This is a genomic window from Mesorhizobium sp. M0830 (assembly GCF_040319965.1).
Lineage (GTDB): Bacteria > Pseudomonadota > Alphaproteobacteria > Rhizobiales > Rhizobiaceae > Mesorhizobium.
Window position 1 is genome coordinate 13,170 of record NZ_JAMYOR010000047.1, and the last position, 16,002, is coordinate 29,171.

Annotated in this window: 16 protein-coding genes; 5 read left to right on the forward strand and 11 right to left on the reverse strand. The window is 62.2% G+C overall.

Annotated features, from left to right (window positions below; genetic code table 11):
* Positions 1-180: 180 nt before the first annotated feature.
* From groL to NKI20_RS23935, 11 genes are all read right to left on the reverse strand, one after another.
* Positions 181-1,836, reverse strand: a complete 1,656-nt coding sequence (gene groL / locus NKI20_RS23885) for a chaperonin GroEL (RefSeq protein WP_352707998.1) — start codon at positions 1,834-1,836, stop codon at positions 181-183.
* 66 nt (positions 1,837-1,902) lie between these two features.
* On the reverse strand, positions 1,903-2,199 hold the full coding sequence (gene groES / locus NKI20_RS23890) for a co-chaperone GroES (RefSeq protein WP_019863563.1): 297 nt from the start codon (positions 2,197-2,199) through the stop codon (positions 1,903-1,905).
* A 430-nt stretch (positions 2,200-2,629) separates the two neighbouring features.
* Positions 2,630-3,613: a 3-oxopimeloyl-[acyl-carrier-protein] synthase BioZ gene (gene bioZ / locus NKI20_RS23895; RefSeq protein ID WP_352834912.1), complete on the reverse strand. Its 984-nt coding sequence runs from the start codon at positions 3,611-3,613 to the stop codon at positions 2,630-2,632.
* Entirely contained in the window at positions 3,610-4,875 is a 1,266-nt protein-coding gene (locus NKI20_RS23900; protein WP_352834915.1) for an adenosylmethionine--8-amino-7-oxononanoate transaminase, read from the reverse strand. The genes bioZ and NKI20_RS23900 overlap by 4 nt, the downstream gene beginning before the upstream one ends.
* The gene (gene bioD / locus NKI20_RS23905; RefSeq protein ID WP_023735844.1) at positions 4,875-5,510 is read right to left on the reverse strand and encodes a dethiobiotin synthase; all 636 of its coding nucleotides are present in this window, start codon (positions 5,508-5,510) and stop codon (positions 4,875-4,877) included. Before bioD ends, NKI20_RS23900 begins: the two co-directional genes overlap by 1 nt.
* Positions 5,507-6,661: an 8-amino-7-oxononanoate synthase gene (locus tag NKI20_RS23910; protein ID WP_023776409.1), complete on the reverse strand. Its 1,155-nt coding sequence runs from the start codon at positions 6,659-6,661 to the stop codon at positions 5,507-5,509. The genes bioD and NKI20_RS23910 overlap by 4 nt, the downstream gene beginning before the upstream one ends.
* Positions 6,658-7,656: a biotin synthase BioB gene (gene bioB / locus NKI20_RS23915; protein WP_352794791.1), complete on the reverse strand. Its 999-nt coding sequence runs from the start codon at positions 7,654-7,656 to the stop codon at positions 6,658-6,660. Before bioB ends, NKI20_RS23910 begins: the two co-directional genes overlap by 4 nt.
* Positions 7,657-7,750: 94 nt before the next feature.
* The gene (nadC, locus tag NKI20_RS23920) at positions 7,751-8,605 is read right to left on the reverse strand and encodes a carboxylating nicotinate-nucleotide diphosphorylase (RefSeq protein ID WP_352834920.1); all 855 of its coding nucleotides are present in this window, start codon (positions 8,603-8,605) and stop codon (positions 7,751-7,753) included.
* Entirely contained in the window at positions 8,605-10,146 is a 1,542-nt protein-coding gene (locus NKI20_RS23925; protein WP_352834923.1) for an L-aspartate oxidase, read from the reverse strand. Before NKI20_RS23925 ends, nadC begins: the two co-directional genes overlap by 1 nt.
* Positions 10,143-11,117, reverse strand: a complete 975-nt coding sequence (gene nadA / locus NKI20_RS23930; protein WP_023762817.1) for a quinolinate synthase NadA — start codon at positions 11,115-11,117, stop codon at positions 10,143-10,145. The genes NKI20_RS23925 and nadA overlap by 4 nt, the downstream gene beginning before the upstream one ends.
* A 67-nt stretch (positions 11,118-11,184) precedes the next feature.
* Complete coding sequence (locus tag NKI20_RS23935) at positions 11,185-12,153, reverse strand: NUDIX hydrolase (protein WP_023762816.1); 969 nt, start codon at positions 12,151-12,153, stop codon at positions 11,185-11,187.
* A 170-nt stretch (positions 12,154-12,323) separates the two neighbouring features.
* Between NKI20_RS23935 and panB the strand changes: the two genes are divergently transcribed.
* From panB to NKI20_RS23960, 5 genes are all read left to right on the forward strand, one after another.
* Entirely contained in the window at positions 12,324-13,184 is an 861-nt protein-coding gene (gene panB / locus NKI20_RS23940) for a 3-methyl-2-oxobutanoate hydroxymethyltransferase (protein ID WP_352487472.1), read from the forward strand.
* The gene (gene panC, locus NKI20_RS23945) at positions 13,181-14,044 is read left to right on the forward strand and encodes a pantoate--beta-alanine ligase (RefSeq protein WP_352834927.1); all 864 of its coding nucleotides are present in this window, start codon (positions 13,181-13,183) and stop codon (positions 14,042-14,044) included. Before panB ends, panC begins: the two co-directional genes overlap by 4 nt.
* 92 nt (positions 14,045-14,136) lie before the next feature.
* Positions 14,137-14,862, forward strand: a complete 726-nt coding sequence (locus tag NKI20_RS23950; RefSeq protein WP_023776416.1) for a LuxR family transcriptional regulator — start codon at positions 14,137-14,139, stop codon at positions 14,860-14,862.
* A 93-nt stretch (positions 14,863-14,955) separates the two neighbouring features.
* On the forward strand, positions 14,956-15,588 hold the full coding sequence (locus NKI20_RS23955; protein WP_352834931.1) for an acyl-homoserine-lactone synthase: 633 nt from the start codon (positions 14,956-14,958) through the stop codon (positions 15,586-15,588).
* Between the two features lie 22 nt (positions 15,589-15,610).
* Positions 15,611-15,985 (forward strand): transcriptional regulator domain-containing protein, encoded by a 375-nt coding sequence (locus NKI20_RS23960; protein ID WP_352487474.1) that lies wholly within the window; start codon positions 15,611-15,613, stop codon positions 15,983-15,985.
* Positions 15,986-16,002: the final 17 nt, after the last annotated feature.

The following is a 16,002-nucleotide window of genomic DNA, read 5'->3' on the forward strand; positions in this document are numbered from 1 at the left end:
TCGGGCAGTTCGTAGGGGGCGCCGGTTTGACCAGGTTGAGCCCGCGAATTGCTCGATCGGACAAGATCCTAATTCTGACGAGATCCTCGGGACGCACTCCAAGTTGTCGATCATGTTCGGCACACAAGGAAAGGGCGGCATTGCTGCCGCCCTTTCCGCTGTAGGTTGATAGGGGCTGGATTAGAAATCCATGCCGCCCATGCCGCCCATGCCGCCGCCGCCCATGCCGCCAGGCATGCCGCCGCCAGCCGACTCCTTCTTCGGAGCCTCCGCGATCATGGCTTCGGTGGTGACGAGCAGGCCGGCGACCGAGGCCGCGTCCTGGAGGGCAGTGCGCACGACCTTGACCGGATCGACGATACCCATGGCGATCATGTCGCCATATTCGCCGGTCTGGGCGTTGTAGCCGAAGGTCAAGCCCTTGTTCTCAAGGATCTTGCCGGCAACGATCGATGCTTCCGCACCGGCGTTGGCCGCGATCTGGCGGGCCGGAGCCTGCAGCGCACGACGAACGATGTTGATGCCGGCGGCCTGGTCGGCATTGACGCCGGTGACCTTGATGTCGGCCGAAGCGCGCAGCAGGGCTACGCCACCACCAGCAACGATGCCTTCTTCCACGGCCGCGCGGGTCGCGTTGAGGGCGTCATCGACGCGGTCCTTCTTTTCCTTGACTTCGACTTCCGTCGCGCCGCCGACGCGGATCACCGCAACGCCGCCGGCGAGCTTGGCCAGACGTTCCTGCAGCTTCTCCTTGTCGTAGTCCGACGTGGTCTCTTCGATCTGCTGCTTGATCTGGGCAACGCGGCCCTGGATCTCGGCCTTCTTGCCGGCGCCGTCGACGATGGTGGTGTTCTCCTTGGAGATCGACACCTTCTTGGCGCGGCCGAGCATGTTGAGGCCGACGTTCTCGAGCTTGATGCCGAGGTCTTCCGAGATGACCTGACCACCGGTGAGGATGGCGATGTCTTCCAGCATGGCCTTGCGGCGATCACCGAAGCCCGGCGCCTTGACGGCGGCGATCTTCAGGCCGCCACGCAGCTTGTTGACGACCAGCGTGGCCAGAGCCTCGCCTTCGACGTCTTCCGAGATGATGAGCAGCGGCTTCGAGGTCTGCACGACGGCTTCGAGAACCGGCAGCATCGCCTGCAGGTTGGAGAGTTTCTTCTCGTGCAGGAGGATGTAGACGTCCTCGAGCTCGGCAACCATCTTGTCGGCGTTGGTGACGAAGTACGGCGAGAGATAGCCGCGGTCGAACTGCATGCCTTCAACGACTTCGAGTTCGGTCTCGGCGGTCTTGGCTTCCTCAACCGTGATGACGCCTTCGTTGCCGACCTTCTGCATCGCTTCGGCGATCATCTTGCCGACCGACTCGTCGCCATTGCCGGCGATCGTGCCGACCTGGGCGACTTCCTCGGAGGTCTTGATCTTCTTGGCAGCCTTGCCGAGCGCCGCGACGACTTCGGTCACGGCCAGATCGATGCCGCGCTTCAGGTCCATCGGGTTCATGCCGGCGGCAACGGCCTTGTTGCCTTCCTGGACGATCGACTGCGCCAGAACGGTCGCCGTCGTGGTGCCGTCACCGGCGATGTCGTTGGTCTTCGAAGCAACTTCGCGGATCATCTGCGCGCCCATGTTTTCGAACTTGTCGGAAAGTTCGATTTCCTTGGCGACGGTGACCCCGTCCTTGGTGATGCGCGGTGCGCCGAACGACTTGTCGATGACGACGTTGCGGCCCTTGGGGCCGAGCGTGACCTTCACCGCGTCGGCGAGGATGTTGATGCCGTGAAGCATGCGCTCACGGGCATCGCGGGAGAATTTTACGTCTTTGGCAGCCATTTTTTTACTCCTGGGCATCTCGCCCGAAATTCAGATTTGATGGTGCGAAGGAAAGGCGGCAGCGTGTCAGCCGATGATGCCCATAATGTCGGATTCCTTCATGATCAGAAGGTCTTCGCCATTGAGCTTGACTTCGGTACCCGACCACTTGCCGAACAGGATGCGGTCGCCGGCCTTGACGTCCAGCGGGACCAGCTTGCCAGCTTCGTCACGAGCGCCGGAGCCGACGGCGATGATCTCGCCTTCCTGCGGCTTTTCCTTCGCCGTATCCGGGATGATGATCCCGCCGGCGGTCTTGGATTCGGATTCGACCCGGCGAACGACCACGCGGTCATGCAGCGGCCGGAAATTCGACTTTGCCATTTTTGGATTTCCTTGGTGCGGATGTTGAACGGTTCTCCGTTGCCGGAGCGTGCTTAGCACTCGGCCGAAGCGAGTGCTAACGCGGCAATGAGATAAGCCGCATGCTCCTGCTAGTCAAGACGGAAGAGCAAAGAGCAAAGAGAAAAGAGCAGACAGCAAAGAGAAGACAGCAAAGAGCGTGTAAGCATCGAGCCTTTTATGTGAACAATGTCGGGTATCAGACATATATGGGGCGGCTCACCCTTTGTATTTGAGCTTTATTCAGATGGCACGAATGATGCAACGGGTGATGCATTTGATCTCATCCAGAGGCTCGCACGGGGTCGTGCTGCGTCAGCTCGGTCATGTCGAGCTTCAGAAGGCCATTTTGGCATTGGTTCTGTTGCCCTATTGCCATTCATGACCAGTCCTGCGCGCGTGAGCCGGCCGGCTAGATTCCAACCACGAGAGCGCCGCCGCTGAGACCCGCACCCGCCGCCGACAGAAGGATTTTCTCTCCAGGCTGGAATGGCTCCGTCTGGTTGGCGAGCGAGAGCGACAGCGGGATCGTCGCGGCCGAAGAGTTGCCGTATTCGGCAATCGTCTTGACAATTGCTTGGTCCGCGATGCCGAGGTTCCTCCCGACCGCGTCGAAAATCCGAGTATTGGCCTGATGCGGCACGAACCGGCCGAGATCGTGTGGCCGCACTCCGGCAGCGGCTAGAGCGCTTGTCGAGCAATCGGTCATCATCTCCACGGCCTTTGCGAACACTTCGCGGCCGTCCGTCATCCTCATTCGGGTTTGCGCGAGATCGAGGTCACCGTGGAACGGCTTGTTGCTTCCTCCTGCGGGAATCTGGATCAGCCCGTATCGCGAGCCGTCCGAAGCCACCGAGGCACCGAGAATGCCCCGATCAGCATCATCGCACTGACCGATCACCAGGGCGCCGGCGGCATCGGCAAACAGGACCGAGCTTGCGCGCTCGGCTGGATTGATGCGGCGGCTGAGGATGTTGGCGGCGATAACAAGGCTCGCTTTGCCGTGCAGGCGGGTAAATCCGTCCGCAAACATCAGCGCATAGATGAAGCCGGCGCAGGCGCCTGTCAGATCCACCGCGCCTGCGCGGCCAAGGCCAAGCTTGTGTGCGACCAGCGGCGCGCTCGGCGGCAGAAGATGGTCGGGTGTCGAGGTGGCAAGCAACAGCAGACCGATGTCGTGGCGCGCAATACCGGCGTTCGCCAGCGCCATGTCGCCGGCCTGCGCAGCAAGACCAGACAGCGTGTCTTCGTCGGTTGCCCAGAAGCGCGACCGTATCCCGGTACGCCTTTCGATCCAGCCTTGATCAAGACCGAGATTGCTCTCGATTTCGGCATTCGCCACCTTTCGCCCAGGCGCATGATGGCCAAACCCGAGTATGCGCGACGACTTGCTCATGGCCTGGACCCGAAGCGTTCGCCCGCCTCCTCAATGGCGTCATAGAGTCGCTCGAGCTCGTCGCCGGTGATGCAATAGGGTGGCAGAAGGTAGAGGACATTGCCGAGCGGGCGCACAAGTAGCCCTCGCTCGAGGAAGAAAGCGCGCAGTTTCGGTCCGATCTCGGCGAGATAACCTGCGGAACCGGTTCGCAGGTCGAGCGCCGCGATTGTTCCCGTGGCTCGGCAGTCGGTGAAGAAGCTGTTGTCGCGAAAGCGTCGAAGCCCGGTGGCCTGCATTGCGCTCAAGGCCGCAATGCGCTCGGCCACCGGCTCGTCCCGCCAGATCTCGACATTGGCAAGTGCTGCCGCGCAGGCAATCGGGTTGGCAGTGTAGGAGCTCGAATGGAAAAACGTCTTCTTCCGGTCCTCGGAATAATGAGCCTGGAAGATGGCATCGGTGGCAAGCGTTACGGCCAGCGGGATGGCGCCGCCGGTCAGGCCTTTCGAGGTGCACAGGATATCTGGAGAGATCGATGCCTGCTCGCAGGCGAACATGGTTCCGGTCCGCCCCCAGCCGGTCATCACTTCGTCGGCGATCAGCAGCGTGCCGGAGGCCTCAGTGATCTTCTTCAATTCGGCCAGAACTGAAGCCGGATACATCAGCATGCCGCCGGCGCCCAGCACCAGCGGCTCGACGATTAAGGCTGCGGCTCGTCGATCGCGGGTCACAGCCTCTAAACGATCCAGCGTCTCCTGCTCGCGCCCCGCTGCCGGAAAGGGGATGATGTCGACCTCGAACAGCAGCGGTTCGTAGGCGGCGTTGAACACGCCACGCGCACCGACGCTCATCGTGCCGATCGTGTCGCCATGATAGCTGTGCTCCATGACGACGATGCGAGAGCGTGGGGCGCCGATGTTGCGGAAATAACCGAGCGCCATCTTCAGCGCAACTTCGACCGAGGTCGAGCCACTGTCGGAATAGAACACCCAGTCGAGTCCAGCGGGAGCGAGGCCGACAAGCGCCTTGGCCAAGCGCTCTGCCGGCTCGTGCGTGAAGCCCGCAAAGATAATCTGGTCGAGGCTCGACGCGGTTGTCTCGACTGCCTTCATGATGCGGGGATGGCGGTGGCCATGTGTGACGACCCACCAGGAGGAGATGGCGTCCAGGATGCGGGCGCCGTCGGCCCTGCGGAGATAGGCGCCTTCAGTCCGGACGATTTCTGGGATCGCAGGCTCGAGCGCGTGCTGGGTGAAGGGATGCCACACATGAGACTGCGACATCAGTCACCTCCAGTAATCGAGGCGAAGGCGAAGCCGGCAATCATTGCGTCCCTCAGTGTCTTGCCGGTCAGCAGATCGAGGTGCGGCAGCCTGCCGAGCTGCGGCGCACCGCTGAATTCCACGATGGTCCGTTGCGTATCGGCCATCTCATCGCCGATGAAAGCGATGCCGGCCAACGGGATGGATCGGGCGCGGAGCGCCTCGATCGAGAGCAAGGTGTGGTTGATGGTGCCGAGCGTGGTGCGGGCGCACAGAATAACGGGCAGCCGCCATTCAGCGAAGATGTCGATGAGCCTTGTGCGCCGGTTAAGCGGCACCATCAGGCCGCCGGAGCCTTCGATGACGAGCGGCGTCGGTAGGACGGGAAAAGCAAGATCGGCAGCCTTGATCGCCACGCCGTCGATCTCGGCCGAACGATGCGGCGACAGCGGGCTCCGCAAGCGGTAGGCTTCCGGCAGCACGCGCTCTGAGGGCAAGCCGGCAAGCCGCGCGACCACTTCGCTGTCGGTCTCGCCGTCGAGGCCCGATTGCACCGGTTTCCAGTAAAAGCCGTCGAGCAAACCGGCGAGCCCAGCCGCAAACACGGTCTTGCCAACTCCCGTGTCGGTTCCGGTGATGACGATGCGTTGGGTCATACCGCCTCCGGTGATGTTTGGGCCAACACCTCGACCAGCGCCTCGACCATGGCGGAAATGTCGGCTTCGCCGACATTGAGCGTCAGTGAGATGCGCAGCCGCGACGTGCCCTCGGGCACGGTCGGAGGACGAATACCGCGTATGTCGAAGCCGCGGGCCTGCAGGCGCGCCGCCAATGCCAGGGTGCGCCTGACATCGCCGATTACCAGGGGCTGGATCTGCGAGCCGCTGGGTATCACGCCGCAGCGCTCGGCCAGCTGGCGGCCGGCGAGGTCAACGCGTTCATGCAGCTGAATACGCCGTATAGGGTCGTCGGCGAGCATTGCGAGTGCTTCGCGCGCCACGACCGCCATCAGTGGCGATGGCGCGGTCGCGTAGATGAATGGCCGGCAACGGTTGATCAGATACTCGCACAGTGCCCTCGGCCCGGTCACGAGCCCACCAGATGCGCCGAGCGCCTTGCCGCAGGTGTGGAGCGCGACGATGTTGTCGCGGCCCTCGAAAGCGGCGGCAAGCCCCCGGCCGTCCGGTCCCCAGACGCCGGTCGAATGCGCCTCGTCAATGACGATGAATGCCTCGTGCCGATCGGCAAGCGCGACCAGGCTTTCCAAAGGCGCGCGGTCGCCATCCATGCTGTAAAGGCTCTCCACCGCGATCCAGACGCGCCCCATGCCGCCTGCGGCGCGCCAACGTGTGATCGCATCCTCGACAGCGGTGGCGTCGTTGTGCGCGGCCAGCACGAACTGTGCGCGCCCGGCCTGCGCACCCTCATGCATGCTGGCATGGGCGAGCTCATCGAGAACCAAAAGATCGCCCTTCCGCGGCAGGGCGCTCAGCAGAGCGAAGTTGGCGATGTAGCCGCTGCCGAAGAACAGCGCGCGGTCGGCTCCAAAGAATGCCGCCGCGTCTGCCTCGAGCTGCTCGTGTTCCGGTGCATTGCCGCGCAACAGCCGCGACCCAGTGGCGCCAACCGGCGTGCCCCGCGCAATCGCCGCCACAACAGCATCGCCAAGTCTCCTGGACGAGGCCAGCCCGAGATAGTCGTTCGACGAGAAATCGAGACCTGCGCGCGGCGCAAGCGTCCGCAGCCGGTCCTTGCGGGCCAGTCCCTGCAAGGTCGCGTCATAGCGGGCAAGCGGTGCCCCGTTCATTGCGCCTCGAGTTCCATCGGCTCAATGCCGAGACGGCGGAACAGAAGGCTATCCTTGTCCTCGCCGGGATTGTCCGCCGTCAGCAGCGTGTCACCGACGAAGATTGAATTGGCACCGGCAAAAAAGCACAGCGCCTGCATCTCGTCGGTCATGGCGGTGCGGCCGGCGGAAAGACGCACATGCGATTTCGGCATCATGATGCGCGCCAGGGCGATCACGCGCACGAATTCGATCGGCTCGATGGGCTTGGCTTCGGCAAGCGGGGTGCCGGCGATCGGGATCAGCATGTTGATCGGGACGCTTTCCGGCGGCTCGGGTAGGTTCGCCAGCGTCACCAGCATGTCGATCCGGTCCACCGGATCTTCGCCCATGCCGACAATACCGCCGCAGCAGACCTTGATGCCGGATCGACGAACCTGCTCAAGCGTGTCGAGCCGCTCGGCATAGCCGCGCGTGCTGATGATCTCGCTGTAGTAGCGTTCCGACGTATCGATGTTGTGGTTGTAGTAGTCGAGGCCCGCTTGCTTCAGTCGAGCGGCTTGCTCAAGATCGAGCATGCCGAGCGTCATGCAGGTCTCCATGCCCAGCGCCTTGACGCCTTCGACCATCGCCACCACCGCATCCATGTCGCGCGCCTTGGGGTTTCGCCAGGCCGCGCCCATGCAATAACGCGTGGCGCCGGCATCACGCGCCTTGGTCGCCTCGGCGATGACGCGCCGGACCTCCATCAGCTTCGACGCCTTCAGGCCGGTTTCGTGACGCGCCGACTGGCTGCAATAGCCACAATCCTCCGGGCATCCTCCCGTCTTGATGCTGAGCAGCCGGCTGAGCTGGACCTTGTTTGGATCGAAATTCTGGCGGTGCACCGTTTGCGCCAGGAAGAGGAGATTGTTGAAGGGGGCATGGTAAAGTGCCTGAGCCTTTTCCAGGGTCCACGCTCCGGGGTCAGGGGATTGAGCCTGTGGCGATGTCTGCGTTGAACTTGCCGTTTGCATGTCCATGCTGTTCCTCCGGTCTGTCTTGCGGGGTCTTTGCTATCTGACTGTTGACGATCGGAGAGGACAGTTGACCCAATCCTGACTCAGACAATCATGAGCCCCGATGGTCGAGGCCGATATCCAGGATCGGCGCGCTGTGGATGAGTCGGCCGACCGAAATCAGATCAACGCCGGTCGCGGCAACCGCCCGCGCTGTATGGGACGTGATCCCGCCAGAAGCCTCGGTGATAGCTCGGCCACCGACAATTGCGACGGCGCGGCGAAGATCGGGGAGGGACATGTTGTCGAGCAGAACCGCATCGGGATCGAAGCCAAGTACCTCCTCCAACTGGGCCAGAGTATCGACCTCGACTTCGATCTTGACGAGATGACCGGCCGCTCTTCGTGCTCGCTCGAGCGCTGGGCGGACGCCGCCTGCGATGGCGATGTGGTTGTCCTTGATCAAAATTGCATCGTCCAGACCGAAGCGGTGATTGGACCCGCCACCTGCGCGCACGGCATACTTTTCGACTGCCCGCAATCCGGGCGTCGTCTTGCGGGTGCAGACGATCTTCGCGCCATACCCACGAACCGCAGCGACGATCGATGCCGTTGCCGTGGCGATGCCGCTCAGATGGCACAAAAAATTGAGTGCCGTCCTTTCGGCTGTGAGAATGGCCCGGGCCGGGCCATCCACTGATGCAATGATCTCTCCATCCACGACATTGCAGCCGTCTGCCCGCTCCACCGAGATTTCGACATCAGGATCAATCAAGTGGAAAGCGAGCATCGCCAGATCGAGGCCGGCGACAACTCCGGACTGTCGCGCCACCAACACGGTTCCCGCTTGGTATTCCTTCGGGACGATGGCATCCGTGGTCAAGTCGCCGGCTCTGCCAAGGTCTTCAAGAAGCGATGCCCGTACAAGCGGCTCAAGCATGACCGTGGGAAGCGGTGAGAGCCTCATCACTTTGCCCCTTCCAAGTTTGGCGAGTGTCCGAGTTCGCGCGCAGCGGCCAAGGCGGCTTCGAGCGTGATTTCGGACCGTCGGGCGGCAGTCGCATGATGAGGAAAATCTGTCCGGTAATGAGCGCCGCGGCTTTCTTCGCGCAACAAGGCGGCAACCGCGATCATTAGCCCGACAGCCGCCGGATCCGAGACCGCATCCTTGCTTTCGGCGAGCGGCAATAAGGCACGCGCGGCTGCTTTCAACCCTTCACCGTCCCGGACGATGCCGAGTGCGCGCGACAGGAAAACACGCACGGGTATCGGAGCGGGCGGTGGGTAAACGTTCGCAAACGCAGGTCTTGTTCTGCGAGCAGGCGTTCCGGCGACACTTTCAGCGACCCAGCGGGCGCACACGATTGCCTCGGTCAAGGAATTGCTGGCGAGCCTGTTGGCGCCATGCAGTCCTGTCGAAGCGACTTCGCCGCAGGCCCACAGCCCCTCGACGGAGGTCCTGCCAAAGCTGTCCACGGCAACGCCACCCATGTGGTAGTGTTGGGCCGGACGAATGGGGATGAGATCGCGCGCGGGATTGATGCCCGCTCCACGACAGGCTGATGCGATTGTCGGGAAATGTCGAGCGAATGCCGGGCCAGGCCGTTGTCGGGCGTCGAGAAAAACACGGTGGCCGTTCGCAAGATGGTTCCAAACGGCGCGGGCCAAGACATCGCGAGGCGCAAGTTCCGCCCCTGGCACGCTTTGAAGAAAAGCCTGGCCGGTTTCATCGATCAGGGCAGCACCTTCGCCTCGGACAGCCTCGCTGACCAGCGCCATAGGGCGTTCTGGGCCGTCAAGCGCGGTCGGGTGGAACTGGATGAATTCGAGGTCGGCTAGGACAGCTCCAGCGCGGGCCGCAAGTGCAAGGCCTTGTCCGCAACTGCCCCAAGGGTTCGTGGTGTCGAGAAACAGTCCCCCGATGCCACCGGTGGCGAGGACGACCCGCCGTGAGCCGAAGAAGAAAGGTCCGATCGAACAGCTCGCCCAGACGCCCCGGATCGCATTCTCTCGCACGGCCAGCCGGCGCGCTTCCACGCCCTCCACGACAACTATCGACGGAGTGGAACGCACAGCCGCGATCAGGGCACGCATGATCTCACGCCCGGTGCCGTCCCCATGCGCATGAACGATGCGACGTCGGCTGTGTGCGGCCTCCAATCCGAGGCACAGTGATCCTTTCGGCGTGCGGTCAAAGGGAACCCCAAAGCCCGCAAGCCCCTCTATCGCCTTGGGCGCGGCTTGGAGGATGCGGCTCGCCACGTCTCTGTCGCAGAGACCATCCCCGGCGGCAAGCGTATCGGCCAGGTGCATTGCCGGATCGTCGTCTTCGCCGAAACTTGCAGCCAGCCCCCCCTGTGCCCAGGTGCTCGAATTGTCAGCTCCCAGCAGCGACCTTGACAGAAGAAGCACCGGCTCCGGCGACAGTTGAAGCGCGGTCATCAGTCCGGCGATGCCGCCGCCGATGATGATCGGCCGCCCGAAGAAGCTGCGGAGGTCGGCGCTCAAACTGCCAGCATCCGTTCGACCGCAAGCCGCGCGCGCCCGGCGATCCCGGGTTCGATGGTTACGACATGTTGGTTCTGCTCGAGCGCCGTGCGGATGTTGGCAAGCGTGATCCGCTTCATGTGCGGGCACAAGTTGCAGGGCCGGATGAACTCGACCTCTGGGTGCGCTAACGCGACGTTGTCGCTCATCGAGCATTCCGTCATCAGCACGACACGTGGCGGCCTTTGCCTTTCGACATAGTCGGACATGGCAGCCGTCGAGCCGGAAAAATCTGCTTCAGCCACGACGTCGGGCGGGCATTCGGGATGGGCGAGCACGACCACGCCGGCATGGCTTTCGCGCAACTCGCGGATGTCGGCCCGTGTAAAGCGCTCATGCACCTCGCAATGCCCTTTCCAGGCGATGATCTGCACATCGGTCTGGGCGGCGATATTCTGGGCCAGATATTCGTCCGGCAGCATGATCACCCGGAGAACCCCAAGGGATTCGACGACCGCCTTGGCGTTGCCGGATGTACAGCAGATATCCGACTCGGCTTTCACTTCGGCCGACGTGTTTACATAAGTGATGATCGGAACGCCGGGATAACGCTGGCGCATCAAGCGCACGTCTTCTGCCGTGATTGATTCCGCCAACGAGCAACCGGCGCTGAGATCCGGAATGAGTACGGTCTTGTCCGGATTAAGGAGCTTGGCCGTTTCGGCCATGAAATGGACGCCGGCCAGCACGATGACTTGCGCCTCGATCGTCGCAGCCGTGCGGGCTAATGCCAAGCTGTCGCCGACGATGTCGGCCACGCAATGGAAGATCTCGGGCGTCTGATAGTTGTGCGCCAGGATGATGGCGTTGCGCTCGCGCTTCAGTGCAAGGATCGCCTCGATATCCTCGGCGAAAGCCGGCCATTCGATCGGCGGGATCACTCGTCGGACGCGCTCGTAGAGCAACGCGGCCGTAGGCAGCATGGCGCTCATCGACCCCCTCCCGCTTATACTCTAATTGAAAATAACCAGCATATACTTGCTGTGAGTATAAGGGATGTCAACCCCGCGCCAGCGGCAATTTTGTCCCGGAGATGAGCCTATCGTCGAGAACGGCGTGGCGGAAACGGAAAAGCTTCGCTGGCCGGCCGCCGGTCTCAGCGGTGGCCTCTCCGGTTTCCTCGACCAGCTCCTGCTGTTCGATCAGTCGGCGAAAGTTCGGCTTGTGGATGAGCCTGCCGGCGAGCGCCTCGACGGTTCGCTGCAGCTGCAAAAGCGTGAAGACCGGCGGCATCAGCTCAAAGACGACCGGCCGGTATTTGATCTTGGAGCGCAGCCGCGCAATGCCGGTCGCCACGATGCGGCGATGATCGGCGACCATGGACTTGCTGGGCACCAGCGGAGGGGGCGCCGCGTCCCGCCCTCTTACGGCCTCTTGGACCAGGCCTGCTTCGTAGACTAACTCATAGCGTTGAAGCGTGAGTTCCTCGTTCCAAAGGCGGTCGTCGAAGCCGAAGGCTATCGTCGCCCGCTGCCAGCGTTCACGTCGCGTGGCCGCATCGCGGACGCCGTTTGCCCATTCAATCAAGCGTGGTCGCAGAACGTCCAGCACGACCGGAGGCGTGCCGGAGCGGTGGTCCTCCCATGGAAAATATTCATACCAACTCTGCCATCCGCACTTGGGCGAGCCCGCTGCCTGTTCCTTGCGGGTCAATGCAAGATAGCTGATGGAGATGACGCGCTGCTGGCGCTCGGCGCCGATGCGATCCCGATCAGCGAACGTGTAAAGTTGCTCAATGTACCCCAGCCGATGGCCGGTCTGCTGCTCGACCCACCCCCTCAAGCCGGATTGCAGCGATCGGTGCTCAAGCGCAAAGGGACCGGAGGGCAAGGTGTCTGCCTGGCCGATGGTGAGGACACAGGGTTCACTGTCGTTTACGGCGACGACAAGGGCGATCAGGTCCACTTTGACGTCGTCGGCCTTGAAGGCGGCTCTGTCTTTCCTGAGTCGTATTGCCTGATCGTCCATGTTCGCGAATTACTTGGCCAGCTCGGGGGACCTTAATCGATTTAGTGTAAGCGCGCCTGTCGGCACGTCAACACCCCACAGCTGCACGGGCATTTTTAGCTCTTCGCACCTGCACAAAAATGTGCCAAAGGCGACACCCGCGGTTGGTAACGTAGGGGAAGGAGGATCCATTGAGCGCGTTTGGTGACACCAAGGCGATCACACCGCCGGATATTCGTTCGCGCAAAGGTGGGACGCCGCTCGTCTGCCTTACCGCCTACACCACCCCAGTCGCCCGGCTTGTCGATCCCCATTGTGATGTGGTGCTCGTCGGCGACAGCGTCGGCATGGTTCTCCACGGCCTGCCCTCGACGCTCGGTGTCACGCTGGAGATGATGATCACGCACGGCCAGGCGGTGCGCCGTGGCATCAAGCAGGCGCTGATGGTGGTCGACCTGCCGTTCGGTTCCTACGAGGAAAGCCCAGAGCAGGCTTTCCGAAATGCTGCGCGCGTCATGTCGGAGACCGGCTGCACGGCCGTCAAGCTCGAAGGCGGCGAAACGATGGCAGAGACGATCGGCTTCCTCGCCGCACGCGGCGTGCCCGTCATGGCTCATGTCGGCTTGACGCCGCAGGCCATCAACGCCATCGGTGGCTACCGCGTGCAGGGCAGGGGCGGGGATGCCGAGCGCATCAGGCGCGACGCAATTGCGGTGAGCGAAGCGGGCGCCTTTGCGGTCGTCCTGGAAAAGGTTCCTGAAGCGCTCGCCCGCCGGATCACCGGGGAGGTGGCGGCCCCGACCATTGGCATCGGTGCCTCGGCAGCCTGTGACGGCCAGATTCTCGTCGTCGACGACATGCTGGGCCTCTTCGGCGACTTCCGACCCAAATTCGTCAAGCGCTATGCTGAACTGGGGGAGGCGGCTGCGGCTGCGATCGCTTCCTATGCGCACGAGGTGAAGGAGCGCCAGTTTCCGGCCGCCAAGCACGTGTTTGCCGATGCGCCCAAGCCCGCCGACACGGACGCCACCAAGAGCGGAGAAGCAGCGTGAGCGTGCCGATCGTCAGGAGCGTTGACCAGCTTCGCGAAATCGTCGCCGCATGGCGCCGCGAGGGCGTGAGGATTGCCGTGGTGCCAACCATGGGCGTCCTGCATGAGGGCCATCTCAGCCTGGTGCGCGCTGCACTCAAGAAAGCAGACCGTGTGATCGTGACGCTCTTCGTCAACCCGAAGCAATTCAACAGCCAGGCCGATCTTGCCGCGTATCCGCGCACCGAGGACGAGGATGCCGCCAAGCTGGCACCGGTTGGCGCGCACCTGCTTTATGCGCCAGATGCAGAGGAGATGTATCCGGCGGGCTTCGCCACCACCGTTTCGGTGTCCGGTGTCAGCGAGGGCCTGTGCGGTGCCTTCCGGCCGGGACATTTCGATGGCGTGGCGACCGTCGTCGCCAAGCTCTTCCTGCAGACTAGCGCTGACTTCGGCTTCTTTGGCGAAAAGGACTTTCAGCAAATTCACCTGGTCAGGCGCATGGCCCGGGATCTGGATATTCCAATCACCATTGTTGCCTGTCCGACAGTCCGTGAAGCCGACGGTCTTGCGCTATCATCGCGCAATGTGCGGCTCTCGCCAGCGCAACGCGCTGTTGCTCCCAAGCTATCATCGGTCCTGCTCAAGACGGCTGAGCGGCTTGGGCGCGGCTCACCCGTCCTGCCAACGCTTGCAGAATCTCGCGCAGCAATTCTGGCTGCAGGCTATCGCGAGGTCGAATACCTGGAACTTCGCGAAGAGGCAGATCTGCACCCGGTGACAAGCCTTGATCGACCGGCACGGTTGCTTGCCGCGGCCTGGCTCGGCGGCACACGTCTCATAGACAACGTCAGACTATTTCGGATTGGTTCAACAGATTAGCCACGTTCTCGGCACGCGCTGTATCCGTCCGGGATCGTTTAAAACAAGGTCTCTGCCTGGCATTGAGCGAATGGAGGTTACGCACAGGGCAAATGCATCGCGTGTTTGAGAACTTCGTCGAGCAACTGTCTGCAAGTGTTGATGCTGCCGATCTCTGTGAGGCAATGGCCTCCGCTGCAGCCGGCTTCGACTTCCCGCTATTCGCCTATTTCACTTACCCGTCGGCCTCCGGCGACGCCCCCCAATTGATTTCAAACTATCCTTCATCCTGGACATCACGTTATCTGCAACAGCGGTACCACAGTCTTGATCCGGTCATCCTGCGCGGGCTGCAAGGCTGGGATACATTCGATTGGGGTGTGGACCGCGCTCGACACTGTCTGCCGAATTCGCAGCAACAAATTCTGGAGAGTGCGGCTGAGTTTGGCATCTGCGGCGGCCTGACGATGTCCATGCATGATCATCTCGGCCGGTTTGCTGCCCTGACCTTTGCTTCCGACGAGTCCCGTCCGCCTCTGTTGCGGTCACTGGCACGTTACGAAAAAGCATTGCAGCTGGTGGCCATCAACTTTCATATCCATGTCCGGCGCAGGCTCGCCGATGATCGCGTGGTGGATGGTGTAACGCTCACCCCGCGGGAGTTCGAGTGCCTGAAATGGGCGGCGCGCGGCAAGTCGGCTTGGGATATCAGCCAGCTTCTGGGCGTCTCAAAGCGCACCGTGACTTTTCACTTGGAAAACGCCAAGGCAAAGTTCGGCGTCCGAACGATCAACCAGGCCGTTGCACGAATGGCTGCCTCCGGCCAGACGAGATCCTGATTCTTCAGCCACGATACCTGTAAACCTCTACAGGCTGCATCGCTGTCAGCTTTGCCCTTCGATGGCGGGAACACATCCCACATGGAGGCGACCATGATGCAACTGATAACACCAGACTTTTACAACGAGTTTGCAGGCGAACTCAAAGAGATGCACGGGCTCAGGTTTCGGGTGTTCAAGGAAAGGCTCGATTGGGAAGTTGATACCGAAGACCAGATGGAATCCGATCCGTTTGATGCTCTGAAGCCCGTCTATCTGCTCCTCAAAGGATCCGACTGGCGAATTCGCGGTTGCGTGCGTCTTCTGCCCAGCACCGGACCCACAATGTTGCGCGACACCTTCCCGGTGCTGCTGGGTGCTGACGTCGTGCCCTCGACCACCGACATATGGGAGAGCAGTCGTTTCGCGCTCGATCTTCCTCCGTCGGCGCCCAAGGCTGCGGGCGGGCTGGCCCAGGCGACCTACGAGCTCTTCGCGGGCATGATCGAGTTCGGCTTGGCCAAGGATCTGACCCGGATAGTAACGGTGACGGATACGCGCATGGAGCGGATCCTCCGCCTGGCTACGTGGCCATTGTCGCGCATCGGAGAACCCAAATGCGTCGGCAAAACGGAGGCGGTGGCTGGGTTTCTCGAGATTTCCCACGCGAGCCTTTTGCGCATCCGCAGCAGGGGACGTCTGATTGGACCGGTACTGTGGCAACCGGTTCTAGGCCCGTCGGCATAGCGCCATAGTGGACACCTGAGCCATGAAGGATGCTGGTCTGTCCAAGGAAGCGACGGTCGGCCTTGTATGCTGGCCGGACTGGCGTCGCCACGACGCTTACCACTATGCCAGACGATTGCCACGCACTGGCTGGGCCTGGGAGTTTCTTCGGCGCAATCCACAATTCCAGCGCGACCACGCCAAGATGGCACCGTCCGCCTGCATTGTCGGACCCCAAGGCGACATGCAGATAATCGAGTTGACGACAGGATCAGCTCTCCTAAGACAATGGAGCCTTCTTTTTCGCCGACGCGCCACTTTCGGACGCTACATCGGCAAGGGTCTTTTGGGATCCGCGCGATTGCGCCTGTATTCTACGAGCGGCCGCGGAGCCGCTTGGGCTCGACCACGATTTTGAACCGCTTCACCTTTCTT